14 protein-coding genes are annotated in these 16423 nt (G+C 39.5%); 4 read left to right on the forward strand and 10 right to left on the reverse strand.

Annotation, left to right across the window (positions count from 1 at the left end; genetic code table 11):
- Nucleotides 1–195 precede the first annotated feature (195 nt).
- From ACYVM0_RS25795 to ACYVM0_RS25805, 3 genes are all read left to right on the forward strand, one after another.
- Entirely contained in the window at nucleotides 196–1095 is a 900-nt protein-coding gene (locus ACYVM0_RS25795; protein WP_460562144.1) for a hypothetical protein, read from the forward strand.
- Nucleotides 1025–2119, forward strand: coding sequence for a pyridoxal phosphate-dependent aspartate aminotransferase family protein (locus ACYVM0_RS25800; protein WP_460562146.1), 1095 nt, complete (start codon nucleotides 1025–1027; stop codon nucleotides 2117–2119). The genes ACYVM0_RS25795 and ACYVM0_RS25800 overlap by 71 nt, the downstream gene beginning before the upstream one ends.
- Before the next feature lie 193 nt (nucleotides 2120–2312).
- A complete protein-coding gene (locus ACYVM0_RS25805; RefSeq protein ID WP_460562147.1) occupies nucleotides 2313–3101 on the forward strand; it encodes a nitrilase family protein in 789 nt (262 codons plus the stop codon).
- 42 nt (nucleotides 3102–3143) lie between these two features.
- On the opposite strand, the gene ACYVM0_RS25810 is transcribed toward ACYVM0_RS25805, so the two are convergent.
- The 4 genes from ACYVM0_RS25810 to pulA form a co-directional block, all read right to left on the reverse strand.
- On the reverse strand, nucleotides 3144–4610 hold the full coding sequence (locus ACYVM0_RS25810) for a S41 family peptidase (RefSeq protein WP_460562149.1): 1467 nt from the start codon (nucleotides 4608–4610) through the stop codon (nucleotides 3144–3146).
- Between the two features lie 29 nt (nucleotides 4611–4639).
- Nucleotides 4640–5665 carry a thiamine-phosphate kinase gene (gene thiL / locus ACYVM0_RS25815; protein WP_460562151.1) on the reverse strand — a complete coding sequence of 342 codons (1026 nt, stop codon included), beginning with the start codon at nucleotides 5663–5665 and terminating at the stop codon, nucleotides 4640–4642.
- Nucleotides 5666–5761: 96 nt separating this feature from the next.
- Nucleotides 5762–6541 carry an inositol monophosphatase family protein gene (locus ACYVM0_RS25820; RefSeq protein ID WP_460562153.1) on the reverse strand — a complete coding sequence of 260 codons (780 nt, stop codon included), beginning with the start codon at nucleotides 6539–6541 and terminating at the stop codon, nucleotides 5762–5764.
- Nucleotides 6542–6772: 231 nt separating this feature from the next.
- The gene (gene pulA, locus ACYVM0_RS25825) at nucleotides 6773–8755 is read right to left on the reverse strand and encodes a type I pullulanase (RefSeq protein WP_460562155.1); all 1983 of its coding nucleotides are present in this window, start codon (nucleotides 8753–8755) and stop codon (nucleotides 6773–6775) included.
- A 291-nt stretch (nucleotides 8756–9046) separates the two neighbouring features.
- Between pulA and ACYVM0_RS25830 the strand changes: the two genes are divergently transcribed.
- Complete coding sequence (locus tag ACYVM0_RS25830) at nucleotides 9047–9598, forward strand: CAP domain-containing protein (RefSeq protein ID WP_460562157.1); 552 nt, start codon at nucleotides 9047–9049, stop codon at nucleotides 9596–9598.
- A 28-nt stretch (nucleotides 9599–9626) separates the two neighbouring features.
- On the opposite strand, the gene ACYVM0_RS25835 is transcribed toward ACYVM0_RS25830, so the two are convergent.
- The 6 genes from ACYVM0_RS25835 to ACYVM0_RS25860 form a co-directional block, all read right to left on the reverse strand.
- Entirely contained in the window at nucleotides 9627–11243 is a 1617-nt protein-coding gene (locus ACYVM0_RS25835) for a WG repeat-containing protein (protein WP_460562159.1), read from the reverse strand.
- A 945-nt stretch (nucleotides 11244–12188) separates the two neighbouring features.
- Complete coding sequence (locus tag ACYVM0_RS25840) at nucleotides 12189–13103, reverse strand: GlxA family transcriptional regulator (protein ID WP_460562161.1); 915 nt, start codon at nucleotides 13101–13103, stop codon at nucleotides 12189–12191.
- An 84-nt stretch (nucleotides 13104–13187) separates the two neighbouring features.
- Nucleotides 13188–13400, reverse strand: coding sequence for a hypothetical protein (locus tag ACYVM0_RS25845; protein WP_460562163.1), 213 nt, complete (start codon nucleotides 13398–13400; stop codon nucleotides 13188–13190).
- A gap of 155 nt (nucleotides 13401–13555) precedes the next feature.
- Nucleotides 13556–15427 carry a copper resistance system multicopper oxidase gene (locus ACYVM0_RS25850; protein ID WP_460562165.1) on the reverse strand — a complete coding sequence of 624 codons (1872 nt, stop codon included), beginning with the start codon at nucleotides 15425–15427 and terminating at the stop codon, nucleotides 13556–13558.
- A gap of 17 nt (nucleotides 15428–15444) precedes the next feature.
- Nucleotides 15445–15867 (reverse strand): cupredoxin domain-containing protein, encoded by a 423-nt coding sequence (locus tag ACYVM0_RS25855; RefSeq protein WP_460562167.1) that lies wholly within the window; start codon nucleotides 15865–15867, stop codon nucleotides 15445–15447.
- Between the two features lie 39 nt (nucleotides 15868–15906).
- On the reverse strand, nucleotides 15907–16401 hold the full coding sequence (locus tag ACYVM0_RS25860; protein ID WP_460562169.1) for a DUF3347 domain-containing protein: 495 nt from the start codon (nucleotides 16399–16401) through the stop codon (nucleotides 15907–15909).
- Between the last annotated feature and the right edge of the window lie 22 nt (nucleotides 16402–16423).

A 16423-nucleotide genomic window follows, 5' to 3' on the forward strand; every position in this document is an offset into this window, starting at 1 on the left:
TTTTATCTCTTCGTGTACTACCGGCATTTATAAACATTTTAACCCGGTTTTAATTTTATTTTAATCTCCTGCTTTAAACGGTCAGATATATTTGTCGTCTAACTGGCTGTGTTTAAAACCAGCTGACTCGGCATATAAATCCTGCAGAGTTATTGAATTAAACCTGAATCCTAAGTAAAATTTTTATCTATACCTATGCGCCGTAAAATACAACTGCTTGTATCAGCGTCTCTTGTATTTTTATTTTTACTCCTTAATTTTATTGATTTCAATATCAATGAATATAAAGGTAAAATAGATATCCACGAAAAATTCGACCCTTCTTTAAGCAGGCTTAATTCTTTGTCAAAACTTGAGTCATATATCGATAGCCTTGCCGGCAAAAAAAATATCGTTCCGGGAAGTTTGGAATATGCCGTTCTTGCAAATGATATTGTAAGCCTGAGATTTTATCACAAATACGCCACCCAAAACCTTAATGAAAACTGGATCGCATCACTGGCTCAAAAATTTACAGGACTCTATGTTTCTTCAAAAATTACAGCCGATGATATATTAACAAAGCCATATGGCTATTGTGGCCAGCAAAGTGCGGTGTTAATGGAGTTGCTGCAAAGAAAAAAACTTGATTGCCGGGTACTATATACTGTCGGCCATTTTGTGATTCAAAGTTATATTAATGGTAAGTGGTGTTATTTTGATGTGGACAGAGAGCCTGATATAACTATTGAGCAACGGGCAAATGAAAAGTGGTTGTATAACTCAGATTCATTAAGGATTGCTTATAAAACTAATAAGCAGGTGGTGAATAAAATCTTTGGCAACCCCGTTTCATTTAAGATGGGTAAAATAAACGAAATACAGGGCGCACACGCTCAGCTCTTCCAGTCCGTTACCAAAATATTATCCAGGCTGGCATTTTTCTTTCCATTAATTTGGTACGTATCTTTGAAAAGAAAAAGACAGATTGCAACCAATAATCAACAGCAAGCAGCCAAAAGCTGGCACTACTATTTTTACGGTAATGAGCGTATTAGCCGCAGACCACAAGGCCATCAACCTTGGCCAGGGCTTTCCCGATTTTTTAATGGATGAGGAATTGGTGGCTTTAGTAAATGAGGCGATGCTGAAAGGCAACAACCAGTATGTGCACATGAATGGATTGATGGCGTTAAGAGAAAGACTGGCTGAAAAAATAAACGGTTTATACGCCGCTACTGTTAACCCGGAAACAGAAATTACCGTTACTCCGGGCGGTACTTACGCCATTTTTACAGCACTAACTACTGTATTACAACCTGGCGATGAAGTGATTGTTTTTGAACCGGCATACGATAGTTACATTCCCACGATAGAAATAAACGGAGCCATACCCGTTTTAGTTCCGCTTACTTATCCCGATTATAAAATTGACTGGGAGCTGGTGAAACAAAAAATTTCTTCAAAAACAAAAATGATCATGCTTAATTCGCCGCACAACCCAACAGGTAGTGTGCTAGGTGCAGATGATATGGTGCAGTTAAGTGCTATTGTAAAAGATACCGGCATTTTTATTTTGAGCGATGAGGTATACGAGCATTTAATTTTTGATGGCTTGCGCCATGAAAGTATGTTGCGCTATCCGGAGCTGTTAGAAAGAAGTTTTGTTTGTTTTTCGTTTGGTAAAACCTACCATTGCACCGGATGGAAAATCGGGTATTGTGTGGCACCTGCGGCATTAATGAGTGAGTTCAGGAAAATACACCAGTTCAATTGTTTTAGTTGTAACAGCCCGGTGCAGTTTGCTTTGGCAGAATTTTTACAACAAAAAGAAAAGTACCTGCAACTCGGCAACTTCCTGCAGCAAAAGAGAGATTATTTTGCCGGCCTGATGCAGCAGACAAAATTTAAACCATTGCCTTCTCACGGCAGCTATTTTCAATTGTACAGTTATGCGGATATAAGTAATGAAACTGAAAAAGACTTAGCTATCCGCATTACAAAAGAGTATGGTGTAGCCAGCATTCCCGTTTCAGTTTTTTATAAAGTGCCCACAGATAATAAAGTGTTGCGTTTTTGTTTTGCCAAAAAAGAAAGTACGTTGGAAGAAGCGGTTAATCGATTGATTCATCTTCAATAAGTTTTTTATGGTACCTACAGTGCTTAGTTCCGGTACGCAGATTTTTATAATGATTAAGATGAGTTATGATCTTTATCGGTGAAAATCATCACCATCATAAAAATATGCGTTCCAAAATAGCTGTCAAAAGCGGCTTAAATTAGCTAAAGAAAGAATATAAATCTTAAATTTGAATAGCTAATGACTTAACTACATGTCTACACTCACTATCACTACCATACAAAGCAATTTAATCTGGGAAGATAAAACGGCCAACCTGCAACAGCTGCAACAAAAAATAGACAGCATTGAAGAAAAGACCGAAATAGTGGTATTGCCCGAAATGTTTACTACCGGTTTTAGTATGAGGGCGAAAGAACTTGCCGAAACTATGGATGGCGACACAATAGAGTGGATGAAAATGATAAGTAATAAAAATGGCATTGTATTAACCGGCAGTGTGATGATTGAAGAGGCAGGAAAATATTATAACCGCCTCATCTGGATGCTACCCAATGGCCAATATGGTTATTACGATAAAAGGCATTTATTTGCTTACGGCGAGGAAGACCAGCACTACAGCAGCGGCAACAAACGCCTGATTGCATCAGTTAAAGGCTGGAAAATAAATTTACAGGTGTGTTATGATTTACGCTTTCCTGTCTGGGCCCGCCAGAAGCCGGAGGACGGCATTGCTGAGTACGACGTATTGATTTATGTGGCCAACTGGCCCGAACGACGCAGCCATGCCTGGAAAACTTTATTATGTGCAAGGGCAATAGAAAACCAGTGTTATGTGGTGGGTGTTAATCGTGTAGGCGATGATGCTAAAAATATTCACTACAGTGGAAATACTTTAGTGATTGACCCCATGGGTCAGGTATTGTATCATATGGCAGACGAAGAAGATGTTAATACAATTACTTTATCAAAAGAAAAACTGGACGAAGTGAGAACGAAATTTCCCTTTTTAAATGATGCGGATGATTTTACGATTTTGTAAAAAATACCCACCAGGTATTTCTGTACACACTACACAACAATCCTAGTTTCCAGTTCTCTTTTTACTTTTTATCATTTCCATCACCACCTGTAATTTTTTATCGTACCCTTTTATCAAGGCGTCGTAGCTGGTGCCAATATAAATATCCGGCATCACGCCATGTCCATCTTTAGGCACGTGTTTATATTGCACTAACCTGAATAAAGGCAGTCGCACTCTTAAATGCGTATTAGGTAAAGTAATATCAGGAATCATGATGCCACTGTTACCATACCAGCCACCACCGGCTTCTTCACCAATAATTTTTATTCCGGATTGACCTTTTATCGCATTGCAGAATAAAGCCGAAGCAGAAAACGTTTGCCCGTTGATCAACACATACAGATCGCCATCAAAATGATTATGGTGTTTAGGATGATACAGTTTTCTTTCCCACATGCCGAAATGGTACCTGCCGTCTTTTTTTCTATGGGTTAAAAACACTAAACCAAGGTTGTTGATAAAACGGTTTTTAATGTATTTAGAGTAGGGGTGCAAAGACCTGGCTACTGCATAAGAAGAATCAGCAACTTTAAATGGCTGCCGCGTTACATATTTAGTTAACAACGTTGACAAATTAATTTTACCACCACCATTGCTTCTGATATCAAGCACTGTATTGGTAATGCCTGCTTTTTTTATGTAGCGGAATGTTTGCCTGAAAAATTTACGTAGTTTACCTGTGCTAAAAGTGTTTAAAGTAATAACGGCAGTATTACTCGCTGTATCAATTGCAAGAGAACGGATGTTTTGTAATTGCTGCTGTTTTCTTTCTTCCTTTGATCTTTTTACTAATGGCGTTGTTCTTACTCTTTTGCTGGTATCTTTTGGCGGATCAAACAGCGGTACTTTTATCGTTTGTGTATTACCTGCTGCATCAAGGTAGTTTACCGAATACTCTTTGCTTAAACCAAAAATATTACGGTGATAATAAGGAAAATTATTGCTGAGCCTTAAATAGTTTACATTATTGGCATTGCCATCTTCTGTCATGTAACTAAACATGGTTTTGGCTAATGCTGCATTATTTAAACCATTGATGCCGGTAATTAAAGTACCCCTTTTTAAAATGGAATCTTTACGGTTTAAATTTCCAGTTACCACCATGGTATCATTCCATACCTTCATAAACAGCGGAAAAGAAGGAATAATTTTATTACTCACCCACTTGTTATATGCTTTACTCATACCAAAGCTGGTATGGCCGCAATGAATCTTATCAGTAAGCGGTGCTATTATCTTCCAGCCAAATTGCTGTTCGGTCATACTATCTTCAATAGCATTGTAGTATTGTGCAAAATACATATCCATGCTATCCTTGCTGGTGTACCAGTATAAAGAAGGGTGTTTTTTTTCCAGGATATTTCTCAATAAAGTAAAATCCTGTTGCAGTTTTTGTTTGGAGTATTTTTTGTTAGGCGTGTAATTTTTTTTTGTAACCGAACAACTGCCCAGTACAAAAATTAACATTAAAAATATAATCGGGGATCTGTAAGTCATTACTTCAAATGATTCCACCCTTGTGCAACTAATTCATGTTTGTTTCCACCACGGGTAATAATGTGTTGCCCTTCGGATTTTTCTGTAATATACCCAATAATGGTTAAACCGTTATTGGCATTTATCTTTTCATAGTCGGCCTGCGCTACAGTAAATAACAATTCATAATCTTCGCCACCACTTAATGCACATGCAGTAGGGTCTAATTCCAATTTGTAAGCAAAAGCTTTACTGTCTTCATTCAATGGCAGTTTGTCTTCGTACAAAACGCAACCCACATTGCTTTGTTTACAAATGTGCAGTAGTTCGCTGCTTAATCCGTCACTGATGTCCATCATGCTGCTGGGCATAATATTTTGTGCTGCAAAATACTCTATCACATCTTTTCTTGCCTCGGGTTTTAATAAACGGCCAACAATATAAGCCTGGTTTTCTAAATCGGGTTGTGCACCGGTGGTTTCAAAAATTCTTCTTTCTCTTTCTAATAAGGTTAGCCCTAAAAATGCGCCACCTAAATCGCCGCTTACACAAATCAGGTCGTTCACTTTAGCACCGCTTCTGGTTACATAACTATCCGGTGCCACTTCTCCAATGGCGGTAATGCTGATCACAAATCCACGCTGGCTGGTAGTGGTATCGCCACCCACCAGGTCCACATCGTATTCCTTACAGGCAGCATACACGCCTTCGTAAAATTCATCTAATGCTTCCACACTAAATTTATTGCTGATACCAATGCTGATCACAATTTGTGTTGGTGTGGCATTCATGGCATAAATATCACTCACATTTACCACCACGCTTTTATAACCTAAATGTTTAAGCGGTGTATAACTTAAATCAAAATGAATGCCTTCTAATAACAGGTCGGTACTGATTACTGTTTGCCTGCCAAAGTGATCAATCACTGCTGCGTCATCACCCACACTTAATACAGTGGAGGCATTTTTTATTTCATTGTTTTTGGTAAGATGATCTATCAAACCAAATTCGCCAAGAGATGCTATTTCTGTTCTTTCTTCCATAAAATTAATTTTGTTTTTCGCCTTTGGCGAAAAAGGGTTTGCCACAGACCTGCCGGCAGGCAGGTTACACAGATGAACACTGGTTAAATACAATATTTATAATCCCTTCCTTCCGTTAATGATTTCTAACATTTCATCATGTATCAATCCGTTAGTTGCTAAAATATGTGGTTGATAGGGTGAGTAGGGTTTGCCTTCAAAATCGGTAACTCTTCCGCCGGCTTCCTGCACCATTAAAAATCCTGCGGCACTGTCCCAGGCAGATAATTTGTGTTCGTAAAACCCATCAAATCGGCCTGCAGCAACCCAACATAAATCGATGGCCGCACTACCCAAACGACGAACGGGAACACCTTTACGGATCAGCTTTTCAAAAGTTTGCAGCGGCCCGTTAGGAGAATCCAAATAGGTGTATGGGAAACCGGTTACCAGGCAGCTATCAATAACAGCGGCTTTATTGCCCACCTTAATTTTTTTATCATTTAATGAAGCGCCAAATCCTTTTTGTGCAAAGTATAATTCATTTAATACCGGTGCATATACAGCACCCATGATCATTTCACCATTTTTTTCCAGGCCAATACTTACGCAGCAAATCGGAATACCGTTAGCGAAATTTATTGTGCCATCAATAGGATCAATGATCCATTTGTATTCGCTGCCGGTAATGATCTCGCCGGTCTCTTCACTTAAAATAAAATGATCGGGGTAATTTTGCTGAATAATATCAATGATTGCTTTTTCAGCAGCATGATCTGCTTCGGTAACCGGATTGTTGATACCTTCTTTATTAGTGATCCTGAATTCGCCATTAAAAAATCGCAGTAATTCTTTTCCGCCTGCTTCCACAGCATTGAGTAAAATAGTTTTTATCATGCCGCAAAGATAACTTCGATTTCGGAATTCGGATTTTTGATTTTATGTTTGAAAAAGCAAAGAAAATAATTTTTAAAACTCACCACCTCAGCCGGTATAGGCCTCGTTTTAAAGCCCCGGAATATTTTTAGCTGCAAGTCTTTTAATAAATACAAAGATTAGTTGAAAGGCCAATATTTTGTATCATAAAAAGAAAGGCCCTGGTGCAAAAAAGAAATGCTTTTAATTTAATTACCGGTATAAAATAATGCAACTATAAGGTTTAATCATCAGCTCCTGTACAGCTACGGGTTTTACAAATAAATTATTTACCACCGCAGTTTTAAAGCCCTGTATTAAACCTGCGGGTATTGCCTGTTCGCTATCAGTACCATTAAACCAAACCTGTACAGTCTTCCAGCTATCGCCCACTGCAGCACCATTTAGCTGGTACCCGATAACGCCTGCAGGGGCATTAAAAAAATGCAGGTTCTTTTGTACCTGTGCGGTGCTGGTCATTCTGAAAGCGGGGTGTATCTTACGCATAGCTATAAGGCCCTGCACATACTTGTATATGGCATTGTTGGTGGTTTTTAAATTCCAATCGATAGCATTAATACTATCGCCGGCATTAAAACTGTTTTCAATGCCTTTTTTACTGCGGAGGAATTCGGTACCGGCGTGTAAAAAGCTGATGCCCTGGCTGGTAAGCACTATGCTAAGAGCCAGTTTGTGCATCTCGGTACGTCGGGCTATAGTAGACCCGGGTGTGCTTATGGCCAGCTTATCCCAAAGGGTATTATTATCGTGGCACTCGGAATAGCTGATGGTATTGGCCGGTTTGGCGGCGTAAGGTTTTTTGCTATAGTTTACTTTGTTGTAATTTATCTGCGGGTGTTGAGTGGCGGCAACAATACCAAATTTTATGCTTTCTGTTTTTGTGGTATCGCCGGATGCAAACCCACGGTCGGCAGCTTCAAATACCGAGCCCTTGATGCCATCACGTATATCGTCGCTAAAAACGGCTATACCTTTTAGTTGGGCAGCGTTTTGCTTCAGGGCACGCAGGCTGTCGGGCAGGGGGCTGGCGCCTGCCGTCCACCCTTCACCATATATTAATATGCCGGGATTAAATTTGTGCAGTGCTGCGCTAACCTGGTTCATGGTTTCAATATCATGCACGCCCATCAGATCGAACCGGAAGCCATCAATATGGTATTCTTTAGCCCAATATAATACCGATTCTATCATAAACTTACGCATCATGGGTTGCTCGCTGGCGGTTTCGTTGCCGCAGGCGGTGGCATCGCTTAGCTTTCCATTTTTCGTGTGCCGGTAATAGTAACCCGGTACCAGCTGGTTAAAATTGCTTTCGTTGGTAGTACCGGTATGGTTATACACCACATCCATTACCAGGGCCAGCCCTTTTTTATGAAAAGCCTGTACCATTTGCTTTAGTTCTTTTATACGTACTGCTCCATCAGCAGCATTGGTGGCATAGCTGCCTTCGGGGGCGTTGTAATTTAAAGGGTCGTATCCCCAGTTGTATTGTGGTTTTATGCTGTCGTTCTCATCTACCGAATTATAATCAAAAAAAGGGAGTAAGTGAATATGTGTTACGCCGAGTTCTTTTAAATGGTCCAGCCCGGTGCTTTGGCCCGCCGGGTTTTTGGTACCGGTTTCGGTAAGGCCTGCGTATTTGCCTTTGTGGGTAATACCACTGCTGGCTGCTATGCTGGCATCACGTATGTGCAGCTCGTAAATAATGGCATCGGTAGCATTTTTTAATTGAGGGCCTTTGTCGTTAACCCAGCCGGTGGGGTTGGTTTGCTTTAAATCCACCACCATGGCTCTTTTGCCATTGGTGCCTACCGCTTTGGCATAAGGGTCGGGTACTTCGTTCAGCCATTTATCATCCTGCTGTATACAAAAGGTATAATAACTGCCTTTATAATTTCCATTTAGTGTAACCGCCCAGGTACCTTGCATGGCTTTTTTCAGTTCGATGGTTTGTGTGGGCGTTCCACCCAATGGTTGACTGTATAATTTTAATTGCGCCCTGGTAGCATTGGGTGCCCATATTTTAAAAACGGATTTATCAGAAGAGCAGGTTAACCCAAGGTCTTTACCAGTGTATACAGGATACGCTTTACTATCTACGTCAATGCGGTTTGTTTGTGCTTTGCTGTGCATAATGGTTACCGTTAAGTACAGGAAGAGGAGCTTTACTTTCATTGGTGGCAATTGAGGGGCTAAAGTAAAACATATTATGAGAATTGACCCGCAGACATCACAAATTACGCAGAAGGGGTTTACCTGCGGCAAAAAAGGGTTAGCCACGGATTACACGGAATGGTGCGGAAATAAAGGCGCCCCGGAAAATACCGGTTTCGCTGAGGGGATTGTATTTTTCTGCGATATCTGCGCAATCTGCAGACCAACTCCAATATTAAATCTGATTTAACAGCTGTAAAGAAAAGCGGGTGCTGTTTTTGTAATACTTTAGTTGTGTAACAAACCTCTCCTATGTATCGTTTATTGATCGTATTCCTGTTTTCAGCGTCTTTATTACATGCACAACCTTCGGCACCGGATAAGGCCGTCCGTATCGCCAATACCGGCAGCAAAATAAAACCTGCAGATGCGGAGCTTATTTTAACACACCACAATTCCATCAGAACTGAACAAGGCGTGGGTGCTTTAACCTGGAGTACTGCTCTTGCGGCTTATGCCCAGCAATGGGCCAATTACCTGGCCACTAATAATAACTGCGGCATCAAACACCGTGAGGTAAGCGGCGAAGATGGTAAGCTGTACGGGGAAAATATTTTCTGGGGTAGCTCAGCACAGGCTTTTCCTCCCATACAGGCTTCCTACGATTGGTATGCCGAAAAGAAGTTTTACAAATACCGCAAAATAAGCGCCGCCAACTATTTTAAAACCGGCCATTATACCCAAATGATATGGAAAGATACCCGGCAAATGGGCGTGGGTGTGGCCGTTTGCCCCAATGGTAGTGTAATTGTGGTGGCCAATTATTACCCGGCCGGCAATGTGATAGGGCAGTATCCGTATTAAAGGGTGGCTATGGTTAATCAAGTATAATTTACTGCACACTTTGCTGACGCTGGCCGTATTTATCAATGTAAAATACTTCTTCTCCCTTTACTACCAGGGCAGTTCCGTTTATAAATTCCTGGAAGACATTATCAAACTGTGGTGCAATTACTTCTTTACCTGTAGTATCCATTACCCCGAGTTTTTTATTTTGCATAAAGAAAAACAGGCCTTCGGAACTCAGTGCTAAAAGATCGTACTTTACAGGAGTAATTTCTTTTCCTGATTTATCAATAACACCCCATTTTTTGTTTAGTGATACAAAGGCAACCCCATCTTTAAATGTTGAAATATCATCGTATTTTAAAGCAATTATTTCTGTACCCGTTTTATTTATAAACCCTGCTTTTTTATTTAAGGCAACACCCGCTAGCCCGTCTGCAAAACCTGTTGCCACATCGTATTTTGGTGCTACAATTTCTTTTCCTGCTTTATCAATAAAGCCCCATTTGTTATTTAACAGCACCCCTGCCAGGTTTTCCGAAAAGTCTTTTACATCATCATATTGGGGAGCGGCCAGCTGCCTGCCCGTTTTATCTATAAAACCAAACTTATTGTTTTGCTTTACCGCAGCTATACCTTCAATAAAGTCGTCGATTAAAGAGTAACGCAGGGGTACAATTTCTTTACCTGTACCATCTACCAGTCCGTATTTCCAATCTGCACTTGCAATGCGATACAGTTGATCCGAAACCTGGTCAATAGCATGGTATTTTACCGGCGTTAGTTCTTTTCCCGTACTACTTAATATGCCATATTTGTAGTTATAATCAATATTTATCCAGGCTTTGGCCTGTCCGTTGGCAAAAAAACTAATACCACTGTATCCCGGTGCCGTTAGTTCTTTACCTGATTTATTTAAAAGGCCTACCTTTCCATCTTTTGTATATGTAGCCAGCCCTCCCTCAAAAATACTTACATCATAATATTGTATGGGGATGATTTCGTTACCGCTTTTATCAATAAATCCCCTTTTACCATCCCTGCCTACTTTTGCAAGGCCGCCCGAAAAAATGTTTGAGGTATTATCAAGTGAATTCACCCAATCGTACCGGTATGGTATGACCAGCTTTCCCCTGGTGTCTATAAATCCGTATTTATCATTTATGGTTTTTCCTTTATAAACCGCAGCTAAACCCTCCGAAAAGGACTTGGCCTCATCAAATTCCATTTTTGTAAGTGGTTTTCCATTAACATCAATAAAGCCGTATTTGTCGTTTTTTACCAATGCAAGTCCATCATGAAAATCTCCGGCGTACTCATACTTAAATGCAATTACTTCCTTTCCTGTTTTATCAATAAAGCCATATTTATCTTTATTTTTTACACTTGCCCTGTTTTGGAAAAAGTCGCCGGCATAATCGTACTGCAATGCAATTACTTCTTTGCCAGACTGATCAACATACCCGAATTTATTATTCAATTCCACTACGCACATTCCGTCGGAAAATTTATTTACTTTATCGTACTTAGGTAGCACTATAACTTTCCCCACTTCATTTTGAAAGCCAAATTTTTTATCAATTTCTAATGGATACAGGTTTTGCGATGAAGCCCGGCCAATAACCAGGAAAAGAAAAATAAAGTAGAACAGGTTTTTTTTCATATTTATTTTGTTGTTGTTTAGCGAACTTATTTCAGTTGCTGTAAATTGATAACGATATTATACCGGGTTTGTTTTTACAAAAAAGTGATTATTTTAAAAATAGAAAATACCTGCAAAGGAGTATTGTTTTTTTTGATTGATAATTAAAACAGGAAACCTGAATTATCGGCGGCACTTAATAAATACCATGCAGTATTTTGTATAATTTTCCCATTAAAAGGATAGTATGCAATAGCTGTACTTTGTAAATCTTATATGCACGGGCTGCATTGGCATAACCCAAAAAGCAATTTGATTTTGCCCTTGTTTTTCAAATAACATATAACGGTATTGACGTAACGTAAAAATAATGAAGAAGGGGTTTTCTAAAAAAATTAACGCTATCTTTTTACTCACTTTTTTAAAAAAGATAAACCGCCGGTATGCAGCATTTTTAAGAAAATGTTTTACCAATAAAAAACTGCCGCAGGTTACTTGCGGCAGTTTTAATTTCTTGATTTGTGGTATCAGTTTTAATTGGGATATCAGAAAAAAGGCAATTGACTGATATTGAATTTTTATGGTCTTTTTAATTGGATATTGGAAAACACTTTTGGCTTTGAACAGGATCGGATCTGGATTGATATTAAAACCTATCAATCAATTGCTGAAGCAAAGATGGCGCAAATAAACCTCCTGTACAATAGCAAAACCGCCCTTTATTGCGCTGCTGTAATTACGGCAAATTTTTAAAAAACACGTAGCTCTACTATTGTAATTCAGGTATTACTACGTATTTAAGCTGTGGGTTTATAGATTATTTTGCACCTGGTTTTTCATAGGATATTGGATTTTAACGGGGCAGCATTTCTATGCAGCCCCTTTTTATTTTGCATGAAATAATATCATATAAGTAATGGCTTTTGTTTGGGTGCGTTATATATTTTCAATCTTGTTAATGCGGTATTATTTTTTTAATATCCTTTGTAATTGCCTTGCGGTTTTAAAACCACAGCGGGATGCTATGTACTCGATGGTATATTCAGGGTTATTTAACATAGTACCGGCATATTCTTTTCTTAAAAGGGTGAGGTATTCAAGTATGGTAGAACCTGTTTTTTCTTTAAAAACCCGGCTAAGGTTTCTTGCGCTCATACCCACCAGTGAGGCCAGGGTTTCAATATCATTTTCCTTAGACAAATTATCAATAAGGTAGTCTTGTACTTCATGTATCTGCGGATTAATATGATTTCTGTAATCCAAATAAATACTTTGCTGATTATGCCTGCCGCTTCTTCTGTGATACACCACCAGGCCTCTTGCTACTTTATGGGTAAATAACGGGCCTTTTAAATCTTCAAGGATGGCTAATGCCAGGTCGATACCTGCACTAATGCCTGCGCTTGTGTATACATTATTACTTTTTACAAAAAGAATATCCTCCAACACTTTAGCAGATGGAAATTGTGTTTGCAATTCCTTTACACGTCTCCAGTGGGTAGTGCATTCAGTATCTCTTAATAAACCGGCATGCCCTAACGCAAAGGCACCATTGCAAATGGAGCACACGGTAATTTTTTTATCGGAACATTCTTTCAGCCAGTTAAAAAATTCTCTTTCTGCCCTAAAAGCAATGCTGTTGACGTATTCAAAATCCATACCGGGTACAAAAACAAAATCACCTTCTTTTAGTTTCGCTTCTGTAAAGTCCTGTATTTTGCCAAAGCCCAGCCCGGCAGTACTTACCGGTTTATCTTTAAAGTGATAAAATTCAATATTTACTTCAAAGCCATAAAATCTGGCTTCAACAAAAACCTGTACCGGCCCGGCAAGATCAAGCAGTTCTACATGTGGTGGAATTATAAATGCTATTGTTTGCATATTTCTATTTTATGTGTAGTAAAGGTATACAGGCATGAAATGGATAAAAGGACAATACAGTGTCAGAAAAAGACAAACCTGTTATCAATTTAAAATTTCACATTGAAACCCCAGCTTATTTAAACCAGCCACTATAACAGGTGTGTTGGATTCATTAATTCCCTCTACCCGAAGTATTTTGTCGCAGTCGCTCAAATCAAAATTTATACGAGCCTCCGAAAAAGCGGACTTAAGCAGGTTTGCTATTTGCTTTGCCTCTTTTTTATTGCGAACGTTGGTTTTAAAAATTTCTACCATAGTAAAAAGGTTTAATGATAACATTTTTCGATAGCCAAATTTACCTTACATAAAATTACTGCAAAAGACATCCGTACGTCAAAAACAGCCAGGTGATAAGCTTTAACAAGCAGCTGCCGGTGATATATTTCTGCACCATCCCTTTGCGTTTTTTATCAATAGGTAATGGTGATTCCGGCCCCCAACCCCATATCGCTGTCGTAATGAGAGGATACTGAAAAGTATTTGGTAAATGCATACCTTAAGCCTGCCATGTATTCCTTATCGGTATTCACCATAAAATTAAACCGCAGTCTTTTAGATACCGGTACATCTTCCCGCATTAACTGCAACCTTAGTTTACCTTCGGTATCAAACCTTGCATCTGCTTTTACCAAAAGCGGTAAAGTATATTCCAGGCCAATACAAAATGCCTTGCGGTTATCTTTATCATTTACCTGCCCGAAAATATTTTTCTCCGGCGCATTCATTTTACGGTACCTGAAATCCCAGCCAATGTAGGGGAACCACCATTGCATTTTACCCATGTACCTGCCCAGGTGGCTTTCTGATTCGTAACCGTTTTCAGCATTCAGCCCCACCCGCCATTCTGTTTGTAATTGAAAGCGGGTATTGGCAAATTGTATTTCTCCATCAGTGCCATTGCTTTCTAACCCAATTTTTGCCATGCTGTGTATCTTCCTGTCATCGGCATAAATTTTCCGGATGGCTTTTTGCGGATCGGGTATTTCAGGATTAACAGGGGAATTGGCATAACTGAATAATCTGCCCATACCACTCATCATGTGGTATAAAATATGGCAATGAAAAAACCAATCCCCGCTTTCAGTAGCAGCAAATTCAAGTGTGTCTGTTTCCATTGGCATAATATCCAGTACATTTTTCAATGGCGAATAATCACCCTGCCCGTTGATCACCCTGAAGAAGTGGCCATGCAAATGCATGGGGTGGCGCATCATGGTACCGTTGTACATAATGATGCGTATGTTTTCTCCTTTATTGATCAGTATCTTATCTGTTTCTGAAACGGTTTTGTTATCTACCGACCATACATAACGGTTCATATTACCCGATAAATTAAAATGCAGTTCCCTCACCGGAGCATTGGATGGTAATGCTGTATTTACCGGAGACCTGAGCATGGCATAATTTAAAGTCACCATATCACCTGCATTCATATTCATTGCCTGCATGGAATCCATAGCAGGTTTTTCATCGCCTGTTATTTCGGGATACATTACCGTATTCATATCCATCTGCTGCAAACTCATTTGCATGCCCATATCGTTCATATCGCCATTCATCTTCATCATATCGTTCATCATCTTCATGCCTGCAAAATATTTAAGCCTTGGCATAGGCGGTAATTTTACTTTATTGCCACTGCCCAGCCACAGCGAAGTTGATCTGGTTCTGTCTTCGGCTGTAGCTGAAAACTCGTAGCTTTTATTATCAGGAATGGTGATCATAATATCATAAGTTTCCGACACCGCAATGATCATCCTGTCTGCTTCCACAGGTTCCACATCCTTTCCATCGTTGGCCACTACCGTTAATTTGCTTCCTGCATATTGTAACCAGAAATAAGTGGAGGAACTGCCGTTGATGACCCTGAGTTTTACTTTATCGCCGGCCTTAAATTGCGGCGCTTCATTTTCGGCCTTTCCGTTACTTAAAAAACGGTCGTAATACACATCACTCACATCCATTGCAGTCATTCTTTTCCATTCGTTATTGAATTTGGTTTTAAAATGCCCCTGCCTTATAGCTTCTGCATAACTCTGTGTACTTCCTTTGCGGATGCCATACCAGTCTGTTGCATTGTGCAGTGAACGGTCTACCTGGTCGGGGTTTTCATTTGTCCAGTCGCTGAGTAATAATGTATATTCTTTTACGGGTGGCTCATTTTTTTTATGAATTACAATGGCGCCATACAAGCCACTTTGCTGTTGCATCATAGTATGCGAATGATACCAATACGTACCGTTTTGCACAATGGGAAATGTATAGTAGTGTGTATCACCCATTTTAATTGGTGCGGTGGTTAAGTAAGAAAAGAAACACCATCGTACCTGTTAGGCAACAACAGGCCGTGCCAGTGAATGGATGTTTCCATCATCATGCTGTTATGCACATATATTTCTGCTGTATCGCCTTCTGTAAAAGTTAATGCAGGTGCCGGGATAGATCCGTTAATTGCCAATGCCTTTCTTTTTTTACCGGTATAGTTTACAATGGTATCGCTGATGTACAAATGATAAATTACCCTGTTACCTTTTTTGGTATAAAAAGGCAGGTGCGTTTTACCCGGCATATTCATGCTCATACCCATTGGCATTGCTTTTGCATTGTCTGTTTTCATTACCCTCTTACCGGTATCCTGGCCTTTCATAGTCATGGGTTCTGTCTGGCTATGGCAAGAGAGCGAGAATAATAAGCTGATCGTTAAAATAAATACAGGCTTCATAATGTGTTTGTTTATGCTGATTTTAATACGGCTTAGTATTTATGGGTTTATGGTTGCTGTTATACTTCCGCAGGTTAACATTGCATTACCATAGTAAGGGTTCTTAATATTTTTTTCATTCGACAACCAGTACATTTTCTTCATCGGGCAATAGTCCTGGTACACCGGCTGGTCAGATAGTTTTACGTCTTTTGCCAGTGCATACATATCGATTGAGAAACCGGCAAAAAGATCTCGTTGCTTATTGATGTCTTTGGTGGCGGCTATATTTGCTGCAGCCTGCTGTAATTTATTTTGTACCGCAATAAATGATTTAAGTTCGGCAGCTGGCAAGGTTTTAGTGTCAATACCATTAATGACTTTTACAAATTGACTGGCAACCAGTGCTGCTTTTGCTGCATCGGTATTTACCAGTGCATTCTTTACATCGTAATAAGCGATTAATATGGGTTTAAATGTGGCAATGTTTTTTTGTGCTGTTGCTGCGTATTGTGTTGCCAAAACAAAAATTACAGCGGTTAATAAAGATTTCATTGTAGTTGATTTAATATTTTTA

It is taken from the genome of Ferruginibacter profundus, from assembly GCF_054783275.1.

Coding starts and splice junctions, on each gene's coding strand:
- ACYVM0_RS25835 (WP_460562159.1), bottom strand. CDS start 11,243: ATGAAAAAAAACCTGTTCTACTTTATTTTTCTTTTCCTGGTTATTGGC.
- ACYVM0_RS25800 (WP_460562146.1), top strand. CDS start 1,025: ATGAGCGTATTAGCCGCAGACCACAAGGCCATCAACCTTGGCCAGGGC.
- ACYVM0_RS25805 (WP_460562147.1), top strand. CDS start 2,313: ATGTCTACACTCACTATCACTACCATACAAAGCAATTTAATCTGGGAA.
- pulA (WP_460562155.1), bottom strand. CDS start 8,755: ATGAAAGTAAAGCTCCTCTTCCTGTACTTAACGGTAACCATTATGCAC.
- ACYVM0_RS25810 (WP_460562149.1), bottom strand. CDS start 4,610: ATGTTAATTTTTGTACTGGGCAGTTGTTCGGTTACAAAAAAAAATTAC.
- ACYVM0_RS25845 (WP_460562163.1), bottom strand. CDS start 13,400: ATGGTAGAAATTTTTAAAACCAACGTTCGCAATAAAAAAGAGGCAAAG.
- ACYVM0_RS25840 (WP_460562161.1), bottom strand. CDS start 13,103: ATGCAAACAATAGCATTTATAATTCCACCACATGTAGAACTGCTTGAT.
- ACYVM0_RS25820 (WP_460562153.1), bottom strand. CDS start 6,541: ATGATAAAAACTATTTTACTCAATGCTGTGGAAGCAGGCGGAAAAGAA.
- thiL (WP_460562151.1), bottom strand. CDS start 5,665: ATGGAAGAAAGAACAGAAATAGCATCTCTTGGCGAATTTGGTTTGATA.
- ACYVM0_RS25850 (WP_460562165.1), bottom strand. CDS start 15,427: ATGGGTGATACACACTACTATACATTTCCCATTGTGCAAAACGGTACG.
- ACYVM0_RS25795 (WP_460562144.1), top strand. CDS start 196: ATGCGCCGTAAAATACAACTGCTTGTATCAGCGTCTCTTGTATTTTTA.
- ACYVM0_RS25860 (WP_460562169.1), bottom strand. CDS start 16,401: ATGAAATCTTTATTAACCGCTGTAATTTTTGTTTTGGCAACACAATAC.
- ACYVM0_RS25855 (WP_460562167.1), bottom strand. CDS start 15,867: ATGAAGCCTGTATTTATTTTAACGATCAGCTTATTATTCTCGCTCTCT.
- ACYVM0_RS25830 (WP_460562157.1), top strand. CDS start 9,047: ATGTATCGTTTATTGATCGTATTCCTGTTTTCAGCGTCTTTATTACAT.